This is a genomic window from Sporosarcina sp. SAFN-015 (genome assembly GCF_059415085.1).
Genome location: NZ_JBPFDR010000005.1, coordinates 19,882 through 34,907, shown reverse-complemented (window position 1 = coordinate 34,907; position 15,026 = coordinate 19,882). Strand labels below are relative to the sequence as shown.

Below are 15,026 nucleotides of genomic sequence, written 5' to 3'. Positions count from 1 at the left end.
TGCTTGCCGTCCGAAGTAAAGCGACCCACGCCAAATGCAATCCATTCTATTTATGAATGAGCACTTTTCTCGCGTTGCTCTCTAATTTCCTGCCATCTTTCTTTCGCCATCTCAATAATTTGGGGGTCGGTCGATGTCCTTTGGCCTTCAATTACTCTTGAGAAGTTCCGGATAGCAGCTTCCTTATCACCAATCAGATGGGAAAGCTCAGCCATCAAATATAAAACCCTCGTCTCCGACATTTGCGTACCAGCATGATCCCCTGAAGAATAGGCCTCTGTATACAAATTACGAGATACTGTTCTAAAACGATTCCCGGACACGAAGTCTTCGATATCGTCGTATAGCCAAGCGATTCGAAGCGTAATGCCTGCCATCGTCAATGACTTCTCTTTCTTTAGATTCGCACTAACATAAGCAAGTTTATAAGCTTCAATTGCCTCTTCAATAGTCCGTTCTTCACCGAATGATCTGCCGCTCCATAGGGAGGTGATCTTTTGTGCAATTTCCTCTTTCACGCCGGGTGCAAAGTAGCTGGAAAACTCATCTGTGTAGGCAAATCCACAATTGGGACAAACGGAGACATTATAGAGTATCGGGTTGACGCTAGAATCCGTATATATTGGTTTAAAGTCGCTATCATGCTTCGTGACACGGACGAAGCGTGAACGGATCTTCGTTGTAGTAAATTTCTCCTTGCAATTCAAACAAACCGTTTTCTTGACATAAGTAGGATTGATCTCCAATCAACATCATCCTTTCGCACTATACATTTCATTATACACCATCTTCTTCCGATTGGAGTGTATATAATTGCGTAATCGGTAAAATCATTGATATGATAGAAGAAAAGCGGGAAGGTGGATGTAAATGAAACAATATGTTGAAATTACTGAAGCTGCAGCGTTTCATGTGAAAGAAATGATGACTCATAACGGTGAGGAAGGTTCATTCCTTCGCGTTGCAGTAAATGGCGGAGGTTGCAGCGGATTAACATATGGCTTAGGATTCGAAGAGCAACAGTCTGATGATGATTACCTACTAACACAGCATGGTATTCAAATTGTTGTTTCCAAAGAGGATGCAGGAATCCTTGAAGGGACAAAGGTTGATTACAAAGAGTCCTTGATGGGTGGGGGATTTACAATAGATAATCCGAACGCCATCGCATCATGCGGCTGCGGAACTTCATTTAGAACGGCTAAGAAAGTCGGAACTCCAGAAGCTTGCGATTAAGCTTATTATAGATCCTGATGCTATTTTGCCTAGGTACATTTATAAACGATTCCTCCTATATCCAGACATGCCTTCCGGGTTCATCTGGGTGGGGAGGTTTTTATTACGTCTAGACTCCGGGTGGCAACTCCTCGGGTCATAAGTCAGCTCCGCTGCACGGCAAAGAGCGCCGTTTGCGGATCCGCCTTATGCCTGTCGGAGTTAAACGCCACCCTACGCTTTTGTTGTCGTCTAGACTCCGGGCGCCAGAGGCTCGGGGTCATAAGTCAAAGCTGCTCTGTGGCAAAAAGCGCCACGCCGCATCTTTGTCTTATGCCTGTCGCCTCTAGGCAGGCGCCTTCCGCTTTTGTTCTTATATTCCAATTAATGATTTTTATCATTATGATGTTGAAAAGGCCTACTAAAAAGGCTACTATTGAAGAGTAGAAGTTTGTCGAATAAAGGCAAATGCCAGGACTGGTTAAATCGTCGCAAGAACTGATTTTCAACGGACCCGGCACATAATAAAAATTAAAGGTGGTTTCGATTTTCGTGAAAAGACCGACAATCTTAGTATTAGGTGCGGGTTACGGCGGTTTATCCACAGTCGTCAACTTGCAAAAATCAATCGGCACTGACGAGGCTGATATTGTACTTATTAATAAAAATGATTATCACTATGAGTCGACTTGGCTTCATGAAGCGGCTGCAGGAACTTTGTCGCCTGAACAAGTTCGCTATGATATTAAAAGTGTCATCAATGAAGGAAAAGTTAAATTTGTAAAAGCGGAAGTTCAAGCAATTGATATCCCAGGTAAAGTGGTCACAACTAATGTCGGTACGCATACTTACGACTACCTTGTCATTGCATTAGGTTTCGAAGGTGAAACGTTTGGTATTACAGGCCTTGACAAATATGCATTGTCAATCGCTAACGTAAATGCGGCTCGTCAAATCCGTGAGCATATCGAATATCAATTTGCAACATGGTCTCTTGAAGATGAAAAAGACGATAGCCGTTTGACAATTGTTGTCGGCGGAGCGGGCTTCACTGGAATTGAATTCCTAGGGGAACTTGGCAATCGTGTACCTGAGCTTTGCAAAGAGTTTGATGTTCCTCAAGAGAAAGTTCGCGTCATTTGTGTAGAAGCGGCACCTATGGTGTTGCCAGGCTTCGATCCTGAATTGGTAGACTACGCGGTAAGACAATTGAAAGCAAAAGGAATTGAATTCTCCATCGGTACGCCAGTTGTAGAAGCAACTCCAGAAGGCGTCAACATTAAAAAAGGCGAAGATGAGTTTGAATTCATCAAAGCTGGTACTGTCGTATGGGCAGCTGGTGTTCGCGGCAATCGCTTGATCGAACAAACTGGCATTGAAAATATGCGTGCGCGTGTCAAAGTTGAAAAAGACCTTCGAGCTCCAGGACATGATGACGTATTCATCGTTGGTGACTGCGCATTGATGATCAATGAAGAAACGAATCGTCCATATCCTCCAACGGCTCAAATCGCGATGCAACAAGGTGATATGTGTGCGAACAACTTGATCGCATTGATTAAAGGCAACCCGACTTCCGAATTCACTCCAGATATTAAAGGAAGCATCGCTTCTCTTGGTGATGACGATGCAATCGGTGTCGCTTTCGGTAAGAAATTGATGGGTAAAAAAGCTTCATTCATGAAAAAAGTTGTTGATAACCGTTCCCTATTCATGATCGGCGGAGTAGGCTTGACTATTAAAAAAGGTAAATTCAACTTTCTAAAATAAGAATTGCATGCAACTAATAATTCACACCCGCCTATTCCATGGCGGGTGTTTTTTAAAGGGGGGATATGATTGGCGAAAAACAAACGAGGAAATGTTTGGCTCGGAGCATCTGCCATTGTCATGAACAGCAACGGTGAATGGCTCGTCGTCAAAAAGACATATAGCGGATTGAAAGGGATGTGGTCGTTGCCAGCCGGCTTCGTGGAAGGGAATGAAACAGCCGATCAAGCCGCAATTCGAGAAGTGAAAGAGGAGACAGGACTCGATTGCAAACTGGAAGGGATGGTCGGTTTTCGTACCGGCATATTGCAAGGCAATATTAGTGACAACATGGCGATTTTTCTATTACGCCCTGAACGAGACGATCAGCTCTTAATTCCCCAAGAGGAAGAAATCTCGGAAGTTGCTTGGAAAACACCATTTGAGTTGAAGGATGATCCCAATGTGTCAGCAATGATCCATGAAATTGCGGAAAGGGCAATAGAGTCAGGACTGCTTGAAATGGAACAGATGGATCCAGGAGATTGGTTTGGATACACATCATACAAACTGTTTTACAAAAAATGAACAAAAGTTCTAATTTCGACAAATCATTGAATTGACACTGTTATATTGAAAGCATGCACCTGTTCCTGTAAAATGGTGAATGGAAAGCGGAGGTAAATAATTTGGGAACAATTTCATTGACACATGTCGTTTTATCCATAATTATTTTCATGGTCATGTTTTTCGGAATAGGCTTCTTGCTAAATATGCTGCTCCGTATGACGTGGTTAATGGCGATTGTCTATCCGATCGTCGTCATTTTGATTATCGATGAAGTGAAAGTATTTGATTACTTCACAAATCCGGGTAATTCTTTCAATTTGCTCGGCGAAAAAATTATGTCTCTCCATGCAGCCGATATTATCATTCTTGCAAGCGGGCTCGTTGGCGCCATCATTTCAGGATTTGTTATTAAGCTGCTAAGAAAGCAAGGATATCAGATGTTCTAAGATAAGAAGAAGGTGTCCCACGACGAGGGAGCACCTTCTTCTTTGTTTTATGACACGATAAATGAATAGGTGATGACTGAAATGAGAATGCCCGTCACTGAACCTGCAAATACTTCGCTTGGCTTATGGCCTAATAGGGTTTTCAACTCCATGATCTTTTGCTGCCCGTCTTTCTGTTGCCAGCCTTTCACTTCTGTCACAAACGTTTGGAAGTCTACTCTCATTTGATTAATAATGAGTGCCTGTTGGCCTGCTTGGTAGCGGATCCCGGTTGCATCGAACATGACGATGACTGCAAAAATGGCAGATACCGCGAACAGCGGGGAATCGAGTCCGACTTCGTAGGCAATGGCAGTTGTCAGCGCGGATACCGCGGCTGAATGGGAGCTCGGCATGCCCCCGGTGGACGTCATCAACTTCCAGTCCAATTTTCTTGTCAATAAAAAGTGAATCGGAATCTTAACAAATTGAGCGAAAAAAATCGCAAATAATGCCGCGAGGAGCGGAGTGTTTTGCAATAAGGACATGATTCCACTCCTTTTCTAATGAAAATTCTACAAATAGTATACCATATCATTTGTCGTTGACTATTGAAAGTCCGATTTTTTTGAATGATTCTTTTGGTTCGAGAGTGAATTGGTATATAATAGAGGATGTATGAAAAGTGGGAGGTAGTCAAATGAAAGCATCATTTATTGTACCTGAATTCAGTAATGTGAAATCGGAAGTACTCGTTATAGGTGTTCCGGAACATCCTGAAAATGTAGAAGGGTGGAAAACATTTGCCGACTCATTCAGTCCGCGTCTGATGGATTGGGTCAAATCTGGAGATATTAAGACAGATTTCAAAAAAATCGTCAAAATGCCTGCATTGGAGGCGCTAGGATATGAGCGTATCATCTTCATCGGACTCGGGGCATCCAAAAAGCTGACGGAAGATCGTTTACGTCAAGCATTTGCAGCATTAGGCAAAGAATTGAAATCATCCAAGGCATCATCAGTGGCCATTTGGACAGCTCCATTTACGAATGAAGAATTGGCGTGTGTTGATGTCGTCTTCGCTGCAGCAGAAGGAATCGGCATGGGCTCTTATCAATTTGAAGGGTATAAGACCGATTCGAACGAAAGAGATGTCTCGCTGACAGATGTGGCATTTTTAACGGCGGCTGATGAAGATGAATTAAAGGCGGCATTCGAAGTAGGTAGTACATATGCAAACGCGGTCAATGAGGCACGTACGTTAGTGAACACACCGCCAAATATTCTAACTGCAACGAAGATGGCGGAGTATGCCAAGGAACTTGCGGAAAAACATGATTTTGAAATTGAAATCCTCGGTAAAAAAGAGATGGAAGAGCTTGGTATGGGTGCAATCTTGGCAGTTAATAAAGGATCCGTTGAAGAGCCCCGTCTCATCGTATTGAAATATGCTGGAACTGAACAGTGGGAAAATGTTGTTGGTCTTGTCGGCAAAGGAGTGACATACGATACAGGCGGCTACTCATTGAAACCTCGTGAAGGAATGGTCGGCATGAAAGGCGATATGGGCGGAGCGGCAGCAGTGCTCGGAGCGATGAATATCATCGGAGAGCTGCGTCCTGCGAAAAACGTCATCGCTGTTATCGGAGCGACGGATAATATGGTTTCAGGCGAAGCGTTCAAGCCTGATGATGTCATTACGTCACTAAGCGGCAAAACGATTGAAGTGTTGAATACGGATGCAGAAGGAAGACTTGTTCTTGCCGATGCAGTCACGTACGCGAAGCAATCCGGAGCTAACTATTTGATAGACGTAGCGACGCTCACGGGAGGCGTTATTGTCGCACTAGGCAATGACAAGACCGGGGCATTGACGAATGATGAATCGTTCTTTGAAGAGTTCATGCAAGCCTCGTTGGAAACAGGTGAATTCGTATGGAGATTGCCGCTTACAGAGAGCGACAAGAAGCGTATCCGAAAAAGTGATGTTGCCGATTTGAACAATTCACCGGGCCGTGACGGTCATATGATCTTCGGTGGAGGATTTGTCGGTGAATTCGCGGAAGACACTCCATGGATTCATTTGGACATCGCAGGCACTTCAGATGCGTCGGCTGCCCATGACCTCGGTCCTAAAGGTGCTACGGGTGTAATGGTCCGTACTCTTGCTACAGTTGTCGAGCGTATGGCAGATGCTGATGTGACTGAATGAAAAGCTTGAAGTCTTCGGTTGTAAATTGGATGCCGGAGTAACCGTTATTGGATTGACCTATAGGCGTCCGTCCCTCCTCACTTAGCCCGTCACGAATAGGATAAGTGAGAAAGGGGGATATAGATGGTACGTTTTGATAATAGGCATCGTGGTGGTTATGGAAGGAATTACAGAAGGAATGACGGGTTTGGATTTGGGGTAGGTGGTCCCTTTTTAGGTGGTTTAGTAGGCAGCTTCCTTGGCAACGCCTTGTTCCCACCTTATTATCCTTATAACTATCCGTATGGATATCCATATAATTATTATCCATATGGATATGGATATCCTCCGTATTACAATTATCCACCATACGGCTTTCCATATTAAAAAGACAACTCGGTATTCCAATATGGAATACCGAGTTTGTTTGTCTTTTGCTTCAATCTTTTAATTTCTTCATGTTGATCTCTTTAGCCTCTTTGATGACTTCCTTCAAATCATCCCCAACGGTTAATTCAGTTGGCTTTACACCTGACATATAGGCGGCGCGGCCCATTAAGTGTCCGCCAATTGGGGAGGTGATGAACAGGAATGCGATACCGAGAAGCAGGGAGATACTAAAATGGCCTTCCTTCAACCAAAAGTGAAAGAACACGCCAAGCAATATACTAAGAACACCGAGAGTCGCACTTTTCGATGCTGCATGTGCACGTGTATAGACGTCTGGTAATCGTAAAATGCCAATCATCGCCACAATCGTGAAAATGACACCGACGCTGATAGTCGTAACGATTAAAATATTAGCGATTACGGTCACGTTCAATGATCTCTCCTTTCTCAATAAACTTGGAGAATGACACTGTGCCGATGAACGACATAATGGCAATTAATAAAATTACATCGATGAAAAAGGCGGTGTCGAACAAAATGGAAATCAGCGCGATTGCTGAAATGAGCATAACGCCAATTCCATCAAGAGCGATGAGCCTATCGGGCACAGAAGGTCCCCGGTATACACGGAACATGACACCGATCATCGTTAACACTACGAGAATCAGTGACGCCCAAATAAAAATCATCATGCCCGGCTCACCTCCATGATCGCTTTTTCGAATGAATTTTTTATAGAGTCAATCGCTTCGTCCACATCGTCAACGTCGATTGCATGGATGTACAATGTGCGTTGGTCATCAGATACGTGAAGTACAAGCGTTCCGGGTGTCAACGTGATCAGGCTGGATAATAGTGTGATTTCCCAATCATGCTCAAGCTCCGTCGGCAACGCGAAAATCATAGGCTGGAGCTGTAATTTCGGTTTAATGACAAGCAGTAGAACCGAAATATTTGAAAGCACCAGTTCTTTGAAGAACAACAGCGTCAATTTTATGGCCGCCCAAAGTCGCCATATATAAAGCCGCGATTTGAAAAATCGTCTCGTAATGACAATTAAAATCAAACCGATCAAATATCCGATGATGAAAGTTGTCGCAGTCAATGAAGAATTCATGAACATCCAAATGACAGCGATTAGAAAGTTCAATAATATTTGAAATGCCATCGACATCTACTCCTTCAGCACCGCATCAATATAGATGGATGGTTGTAGTAATACATCCGTGGCGTCTGTCACGTAAGGAATGAGCCACTCAGTTCCGACTCCGTAAAAGACCGAAAGAATGACTAAAACGATTGTTGGAAGCATCATTCGTACGTATGGCTTCCGCTTCGTTTTCGGCAGTTCCACAGGCTCTCCCCAGAATGCATATATGAAAATCCTGATAACCGAGAGCAGAACGATCAAGCTCGATGCAAGGATAAGGATGCTTCCCCACACATTATCGGCCTGAAATGCACCTTGGGCAATGAGCAGTTTCCCAATGAACCCGCTTAATGGCGGAATGCCTGCTAATCCGAAGGCAGCAATCAAGTAAAACCACCCAAGAGGGGCATGGGTTTTCATCAATCCGCCCATTTTCCGTAAATTTGACGTACCGGTGACATAAATGATAATGCCGATCAACAAGAACAGAGCTCCTTTGATAAGCATGTCATGCACTAAGTAAAAGATCGCGCCAGAGATACCCGCTTCATTCATCTGAGATGCACCGAAAAGAATGACGCCGACCGCAATGACGATGTTATAAATGATAATCTGCTTCAAATCGAAGTATGCTAGCGCACCGATGCAGCCGACAATGACGGTCAAAATGGATACAACCATCAAAATCTCATGGGTGACTCCGATATTGTGAGTGAAAAACAACGTATACGTCCTCATAATCGCGTATACTCCGACCTTCGTCAGCAAAGCGCCGAACAAAGCGAGAACCGGGATAGGAGGAGCAGCATACGATCCTGGAAGCCAGAAGTAGAGCGGGAATATGGCCCCTTTGACCCCAAAAACAATCAACATCAGAACAGCTATGACCGTGATAATTCCCGGTTGACCAATTTCAGCGATCTTCACCGAAATATCGGCCATGTTCAATGTACCGACGACGGAGTAAAGATAAGCGACAGTAATAACAAATAATGCTGAAGAAACGACATTAACAAGTATGTACTTGATCGATTCACGCAATTGCTTTTTTTCGCCGCCAAGGACGATCAATAAGTAGGATGCGATGAGCAGAACTTCAAAAAAGACGAACATATTGAATATATCTCCGGTTGTAAATGCACCGTTCACTCCTGTAACCATGAATAGGATGGCAGGGTAGTAGAAGAACTTCTCCCGTTCTTCTCCAATTGCAGTGAAACTGTAGACAACGACGAATAAGGTAATTAAAAGGGTCGTCGTGACTAATAATGCGGAGAACATATCCGATACCATCGTAATTCCGAACGGTGCTGGCCAGCTGCCTAGTGTAACAGACTGGATGCCGTCCGTTTTGACGGTCACTAACAAATAGAACGAAGCAATGAGGCTAAGCACGACTCCGATACATGATAAAACCCTCTGGACCTGGACGTTCTCTTTAAAGAACAGCAGTAGAATCGCAAAAAGGAAAGGTATGATGATCGGGAATAAAAGTAAGTTAATCATGTTCGTCATTTCCTTTCAGTTGATTCATGTCATCGGTTTTATGGACAGCATAAGCGCGGTACGCCATTACGAGAATGAAAGCCGTCACACCGAAGCTGATGACAATCGCTGTTAGAATAAGCGCTTGCGGCAATGGATCCGCAAAGTCCGTCACGCCTTCTGATATAACGGGAGGTGCCAGGCCTCCTAGTCCACCCATCGTTAGGATGAGCAAATGGGCGCCATGGCTCAATAATCCTGTCCCGATGATAACTTTCAAAAGACTTCTAGATAGGATCAAATAAACCGCTGCAGTGAATAAGACACCGATTAAAATAGCCATTACCAATTCCATTACGAATCCCCTCCAATTGACTGGATGATTGTAATAGCTGAGCCTACGACGACGAGGAATACACCAGCGTCAAACACCATCGCCGTATGAAGGGATGTCTTGCCGAATAATGGCAAAGTAAAGTAGTCAAAAGCATGCGTGAAAAACGGGACATTGAAAAAGATGGAACCTGCGGCAGTCCCGAGCGCTAATAATAAACCGATTGCAGTCATGATCGTAAAATTGAATGGCAAAGCTTTCTGCACAGTTTTCAAATCAAAGGCTAATAAGAGAAGAACAATCGCTCCTGTCGTCAGCAAACCACCGACGAAGCCTCCTCCGGGTGTATAATGCCCAGCAAAGAAAATATGGATTGAAAAAAGGAAAATGATGAAAAATACTACTTTTGTCGTCGTCTGTAAAATGACGTCATTTGTTTTCATCTGAACTCTCCTTTCTTGCCAAACGAAGTTTAATCATTCCTAGAACGCCGATTCCGGCAATCGCCAATACGGCTATTTCGAATAAAGTATCAAATCCACGGTAATCCACAAGGATGACGTTAACGATATTCCCTCCGCCAGCTTCTGTTTCAACCGTTTCCTTGTAATAACTTGAAATGGATTCAACAAGCTTCTGTGAGTGGGAAGACAAAGCAACCAACGTTACAGTTACGCCGACTCCAAGGGCAATAATGGCGTTCACCAATTTATGGCTCTTTTTCTCTCCGTGATCGGATAGCTTAGGCAAATGTTGAAATGCCAATAAGAATAACGCAACCGACACAGTTTCAATAACCAATTGTGTAAGTGCCAAATCGGGCGCTTTGAAAATAACGAAGAATAGTGCGACCGAATAACCGACAGCTCCAAGCGATATAATCGCCCCAAGCCTCGTTTTAGATAGCAATACGAAAGCGACTGCAAGCAAAAGAATGACAGCATTAATTACACCGTACACACTTACTTTTGAAAAGCTGGACATATCCACGACAAATGCATCTTGAAGGAATAGCATTGCTATCGTTGTTACCGATAAAAATGCAAATATGTACAACAAATAGGTGCGGATGAGCCCTGTCATATACATGCGAGATAGGCGGTTCATGCCTTTTTCGCTAAACGTCATCGTTCCGTCATACAGCGCATTCAAGGAAATAGAATCAGGCTGGATCCAATAATACTTTTGCCATTTCGACAGCGACATGTAGAGAAGACCACCGATAAGTACGATGCCGACTGTCATCCAAAGTTCTGGGGAAGCGAATCCGTGCCACGCGGAAACATGGACAGCCACTTCTGATGGATGTGAATATTGATACGGTTGGATTGCCATGACGGCAGGCTTGACGAGCCATTTCCCGACAACATTCGGTATGAAAAAGATCGCAACGACGAGCGAAGCAAGAACTACCGGGGATATGAGCATCCCGACAGGCGCTTCATGTGGCTCACGCGGCAACTTGCCAACCTTTTTTTGTCCCGCGAATGTTTTGAACACGAAGTAAAAGCTGTAAATGAATGTGAATACACTTGCTATCCACGCAATGACAGGGAAGAAGGCTCCCCAAGTAGCAAAATTGAATAACTCAAAGTGACGGATTGCAAGCATTGATTGTAAAAACATCTCTTTACTCAAGAAACCATTGAATGGCGGCAAGCCAGCCATTGACATCGACCCGATGAACGCGACAGTGAAACTGACCGGCATGATGCTCATGAGGCCGCCAAGCTTACGAATATCTCTTGTCCCCGTTTCATGATCGACAATTCCTGCTATCATGAACAAGCTCCCTTTGAACGTCGCATGGTTGATCAAATGGAAAATGGCAGCGAACATAGCAAAGGAGAACAATGTTTCATTCACATGAAATGTAATAGCTCCCGCGCCGAGCAACGACATGATTAAGCCGAGCTGACTGACGGTTGAAAAGGCTAAAATGGCCTTTAGATCTGTCTGCTTCACTGCGAATAGCGAGCCCCAGAACAATGTGAGTAATCCGATGCCCGAAACGAGCCAAATCCACACTTCTGACGCTGCGAAAATCGGTGTGAACCGCGCAACAAGATATAACCCCGCTTTTACCATTGTCGCTGAATGCAAATAGGCACTGACAGGTGTAGGCGCTTCCATGGCATCTGGCAACCAAATGTAAAATGGAAACTGTGCAGATTTCGTGAAGGCCCCAAGTAAAATGAGTACGAGCGCTAATGTGAAAAATTCATGCCCAACGAATGTGGACGATTCGGCAATTAGCTCCCGGATGGAGAATGTACCTCCCATAATACCTAGAAGGATGAACCCTCCAAGCATCATCAGTCCTCCGAAAACGGTTATCATCATTGATTTTAAAGCGCCGAATCTAGAACCGTCACGAGTAAACCAATAACCGATCAATAAAAATGATGAAATGGATGTAAGCTCCCAAAATAGATAGAGCGAAATGACATTATCCGATTGGACAACCCCAAGCATTGCACTCATGAATAGAAGAAGATAGACGTAGAAGTTACCTAGCTTCTCCTTGTTCTTATCGAGATAAAAGATCGAATAGAGTACAACGAGCGCTCCAATCCCTGTAATAAGCAGGGAGAATAAAATACTCAACCCATCCAAATAGGATACGAATGAGATACCGAGCGAAGGTATCCATTGTAGTTCAGATAATGCATGTCCACCGTCCATTGTCGTCTTGATGAATGTTGTATAATAAATGAATAATACAACAGGAACAGCAAGGACGAACCATCCAGTATGTATACCTTTTATTTTTCGAAATAGGAACGGTATGAATAGTGCCGCTACAATCGGCAGAAAAATCAGTAATACGAATTCCAAAGTAATCCTCCTTCCAATGAACGAATCATTATTCTTTGCATTGTTTAAAAGTATAACGTAAAATCCGGCGAAATGCATAGGAGACATTTGGGTGTTGTTGCGATTTTGGTTTACCTTCCTATATTATAGGGAAAAGAGAATTTATTTGCTTTCGGGGTGTCAAATGAGAAATCCGTATCTTTTTGGCTATTTGCCATTTCTGACAATTACACTGTTTAGTTTGACGTTCGGTGTCTATTTAGTAGGGGCATCGATTGTTTTTTTTGGTCAAATCGGTTTATATGCAGGCATGAGGGAGTTTTTGACGGATACACAACTGCGTCTTTTTCTTCTAGTCATTTATTCGCTTGCTTTTTTTATGATTTTTTCTGCTTTGAAGCTGATTGCAGAGACGATTCATGAGACGGCGATGTTGTTTTTCTCGATCGATGCAGTGGGGGAGTCGTATAGTGAGGCGAAGAGCGGCAATTTGATTTATTTTATTGGAGCGCTTGCTTCGGTAGGCGGCATACAGTCGGTGAAGATTCTTTTAGTGATCTTCCTGTTGACGACATTTGTTTATTTTGTTTTTATGATGTTTAAATTGAGTAAGTTCATGACGATTCCAAGTATGATTGGTTTGTTGTTTTTTGAAATATTCGTTTGGGGGATCTTTTTATCTGGTGTTATTTATATTGTTTTGAAGCTTTATAATGGTGTTCTTGCGAGTCTTCCGGTTGTTTGAACCTCATTAAAAAATCGTTGAAACGAACACTGATGTGATCATTTCAACGATTTTTGTTTTAAGGAACATACAGCAATTCACTGAAAGCGCGCAGGTGTAGCTTTTGGTTGCTTAGGTGTTGGATGGATGATGGTTTGTCGTAGCCGATCCAGACGGCGATTGTGTATTGGTCGTTCATGCCTGCTACCCATAAGTCTTTGTAATGGTCAGTCGTTCCTGTCTTTGCTCCAGTATATGTTGTTGTGCTGCGGATCCCTCTACCTGTTCCGTTTACTACGACGTCTTGCATTAAGTTACGGATCGTCGAAACCGTTGAGGCGGACCATACTTTCATAGCTTCATCTTTCCATTCGTAAAGTGTATTTCCGTGACGGTCTTTTACATATCGGATGGCGTGAGGTTTGGAATACATGCCATCCACGAAGCTGGAATAGGCCGAAGCTAGTTCGAGCGGGGTCACGCCTTTATGGAAACCACCTAGAGCAGCAGGGTAGGTGAAGTCTTCGTCGGTGACGTTTTCGAATTGGAATGCACTTAAATGATTAAAAGCCTCTTTAATCCCTACCTTATGGAATAATCTCACAGCCGCCGTGTTATGACTATGACGAAACGCTTCTTTCACGGTCGTCATCCCATACGTATACCCACCAATATTCGTTGGACAGTACGAACCTATGCAAATATTGCTGCTGTCGATCGGCGTGCTTTCCTTGAATGGGCCGCTTTCAAGATAAGGTGCGTATACGAGCAAAGGCTTGATGGCGGAGCCAGGTTGTCTCACAGCTTGATAGGCTCTGTTGAAATCTCCTTTGCGAAAGCTGTTACCTCCATAGACGCTTACGATTTCTTTCGTCGAATTATCAATGACAGCTGCCCCTGCTTGTAAATTTTTCGTTCTTAACAGAGAGGAAAGAGAGGATTCATCATGCTTTTGCTTCTTAGAATCAAGAGCTGTTTCAATTTTTATTCCTCCAGCGATCACTTCAGCAGTCCGTTTTTTCAAAGCGTCGAGATGCGCCTGTTTTTCACTAGGGGTCGATGCAGCCGCGATGGATGCTGTAAATCCTTCCGACTGACCTATTAAATCTTCTAGCTCGGCTAGAACATAAGAGCTATACATATTAAATTCATTTGCTTTTTCTTTTACATGTAACATTATTTTTTCTTGCTTCCACATATCCGCTTCCTGCTCCGTCATGACACCGTTTGTTGTAAGGACGGATAAGAGGAGCTCTTGCCGCTTCTTCGTATTGTCAAAGTGACGGAGCGGATCGTAATGGGAAGGATTATTCGGGATTGCAGCGATGAACGCCATTTCGGCTGGATTCAATTCATCGAGAGGGCGGTTGAAATAAAAAGTTGCTGCCGCACCAACACCATATACTTGATTGCCAAAAAACATTTCATTCAAATACATTCCGAGGATGTCTTCTTTTGTCGACTGCTGTTCCAGTTCTGCCGCATACAACAGCTCTTTGAATTTCCGCTCGTATGTCTTTTCAGTCGTCAAAAATCGCATCCTTACGACTTGTTGGGTAATCGTTGAACCTCCTTGGCTCATCTCATCATTTCTTGCATTGACTGCGAAAGCTCTAGCAATTGCAGCGATGTCATATCCTTTATGTTCAAAGAATCTTTGATCTTCACTCACAAGAAACAGCTGCTGAACAAAATCAGGAATGGAATCCAAAGGAAGCGGCTGCCTCCATTCCACATATTCCTCCGCAAAAATCCTCCCATCTCGGTCTGTCATTGAAATCGGAATGCTGATGGAAGGTTCAGTGAGTTCAATCGTATCTCCAATTGTATTTTTCAAAACCTGCGCTTTCGACCACTCTTTGGCAACAGCCTGCTGAATGACAAGCAACAAGGGAATCATCATGATTGTGATGATGAAGCTACTAAACTTTTTCAAAATGGACCCCCTTCCTATGAAAAAATAATAGCACATTTCC

The 15,026-nt window shown here is 43.6% G+C and carries 17 protein-coding genes; 7 read left to right on the top strand and 10 right to left on the bottom strand.

The annotated features are described in order from the left end of the window. Positions 1-50 precede the first annotated feature (50 nt). A complete protein-coding gene (locus ACR65H_RS10325; RefSeq protein ID WP_440500150.1) occupies positions 51-746 on the bottom strand; it encodes a DUF2225 domain-containing protein in 696 nt (231 codons plus the stop codon). Between the two features lie 124 nt (positions 747-870). Here ACR65H_RS10325 and ACR65H_RS10320 point away from each other — a divergent pair, with 124 nt between their 5' ends. The 4 genes from ACR65H_RS10320 (at position 871) to ACR65H_RS10305 (ending at position 3,980) form a co-directional block, all read left to right on the top strand. Beyond that, entirely contained in the window at positions 871-1,236 is a 366-nt protein-coding gene (locus tag ACR65H_RS10320) for a HesB/IscA family protein (RefSeq protein WP_440500149.1), read from the top strand. 531 nt (positions 1,237-1,767) lie between these two features. Continuing rightward, positions 1,768-2,985, top strand: a complete 1,218-nt coding sequence (locus tag ACR65H_RS10315; RefSeq protein ID WP_440500147.1) for an NAD(P)/FAD-dependent oxidoreductase — start codon at positions 1,768-1,770, stop codon at positions 2,983-2,985. Positions 2,986-3,054: 69 nt separating this feature from the next. Beyond that, the gene (locus ACR65H_RS10310; protein ID WP_440500146.1) at positions 3,055-3,552 is read left to right on the top strand and encodes an NUDIX domain-containing protein; all 498 of its coding nucleotides are present in this window, start codon (positions 3,055-3,057) and stop codon (positions 3,550-3,552) included. 101 nt (positions 3,553-3,653) lie between these two features. Further along, positions 3,654-3,980, top strand: a complete 327-nt coding sequence (locus ACR65H_RS10305; protein WP_440500144.1) for a YuiB family protein — start codon at positions 3,654-3,656, stop codon at positions 3,978-3,980. A 47-nt stretch (positions 3,981-4,027) separates the two neighbouring features. On the opposite strand, the gene ACR65H_RS10300 is transcribed toward ACR65H_RS10305, so the two are convergent. Next, the gene (locus ACR65H_RS10300; protein ID WP_440500143.1) at positions 4,028-4,507 is read right to left on the bottom strand and encodes a divergent PAP2 family protein; all 480 of its coding nucleotides are present in this window, start codon (positions 4,505-4,507) and stop codon (positions 4,028-4,030) included. 152 nt (positions 4,508-4,659) lie between these two features. Here ACR65H_RS10300 and ACR65H_RS10295 point away from each other — a divergent pair, with 152 nt between their 5' ends. Together ACR65H_RS10295 and ACR65H_RS10290 are read left to right on the top strand one after the other, a co-directional pair. Beyond that, positions 4,660-6,171, top strand: a complete 1,512-nt coding sequence (locus ACR65H_RS10295; protein WP_440500142.1) for a leucyl aminopeptidase — start codon at positions 4,660-4,662, stop codon at positions 6,169-6,171. Between the two features lie 123 nt (positions 6,172-6,294). Further along, a complete protein-coding gene (locus ACR65H_RS10290; RefSeq protein WP_440500141.1) occupies positions 6,295-6,537 on the top strand; it encodes a hypothetical protein in 243 nt (80 codons plus the stop codon). A 52-nt stretch (positions 6,538-6,589) separates the two neighbouring features. On the opposite strand, the gene mnhG is transcribed toward ACR65H_RS10290, so the two are convergent. From mnhG to ACR65H_RS10255, 7 genes are read right to left on the bottom strand one after another with little or no spacing between them, the layout of a single operon-like run. After that, positions 6,590-6,967, bottom strand: coding sequence for a monovalent cation/H(+) antiporter subunit G (gene mnhG / locus ACR65H_RS10285; RefSeq protein WP_440500383.1), 378 nt, complete (start codon positions 6,965-6,967; stop codon positions 6,590-6,592). After that, entirely contained in the window at positions 6,951-7,232 is a 282-nt protein-coding gene (locus ACR65H_RS10280) for a Na(+)/H(+) antiporter subunit F1 (protein WP_440500140.1), read from the bottom strand. The genes mnhG and ACR65H_RS10280 overlap by 17 nt, the downstream gene beginning before the upstream one ends. After that, positions 7,229-7,708, bottom strand: a complete 480-nt coding sequence (locus tag ACR65H_RS10275; protein ID WP_440500139.1) for a Na+/H+ antiporter subunit E — start codon at positions 7,706-7,708, stop codon at positions 7,229-7,231. Before ACR65H_RS10275 ends, ACR65H_RS10280 begins: the two co-directional genes overlap by 4 nt. A gap of 6 nt (positions 7,709-7,714) precedes the next feature. Further along, the gene (locus tag ACR65H_RS10270; protein WP_440500138.1) at positions 7,715-9,196 is read right to left on the bottom strand and encodes a Na+/H+ antiporter subunit D; all 1,482 of its coding nucleotides are present in this window, start codon (positions 9,194-9,196) and stop codon (positions 7,715-7,717) included. Beyond that, on the bottom strand, positions 9,189-9,530 hold the full coding sequence (locus ACR65H_RS10265; RefSeq protein ID WP_440500136.1) for a Na(+)/H(+) antiporter subunit C: 342 nt from the start codon (positions 9,528-9,530) through the stop codon (positions 9,189-9,191). Before ACR65H_RS10265 ends, ACR65H_RS10270 begins: the two co-directional genes overlap by 8 nt. Next, complete coding sequence (locus ACR65H_RS10260; RefSeq protein ID WP_440500134.1) at positions 9,530-9,952, bottom strand: Na(+)/H(+) antiporter subunit B; 423 nt, start codon at positions 9,950-9,952, stop codon at positions 9,530-9,532. Before ACR65H_RS10260 ends, ACR65H_RS10265 begins: the two co-directional genes overlap by 1 nt. Next, a complete protein-coding gene (locus tag ACR65H_RS10255; protein ID WP_440500133.1) occupies positions 9,939-12,347 on the bottom strand; it encodes a Na+/H+ antiporter subunit A in 2,409 nt (802 codons plus the stop codon). The genes ACR65H_RS10260 and ACR65H_RS10255 overlap by 14 nt, the downstream gene beginning before the upstream one ends. Positions 12,348-12,510: 163 nt before the next feature. Here ACR65H_RS10255 and ACR65H_RS10250 point away from each other — a divergent pair, with 163 nt between their 5' ends. Continuing rightward, positions 12,511-13,071, top strand: coding sequence for a DUF5366 family protein (locus ACR65H_RS10250; RefSeq protein ID WP_440500132.1), 561 nt, complete (start codon positions 12,511-12,513; stop codon positions 13,069-13,071). 58 nt (positions 13,072-13,129) lie between these two features. Here ACR65H_RS10250 and ACR65H_RS10245 read toward each other — a convergent pair whose 3' ends face one another. After that, the gene (locus ACR65H_RS10245) at positions 13,130-14,986 is read right to left on the bottom strand and encodes a transglycosylase domain-containing protein (protein ID WP_440500131.1); all 1,857 of its coding nucleotides are present in this window, start codon (positions 14,984-14,986) and stop codon (positions 13,130-13,132) included. Positions 14,987-15,026: the final 40 nt, after the last annotated feature.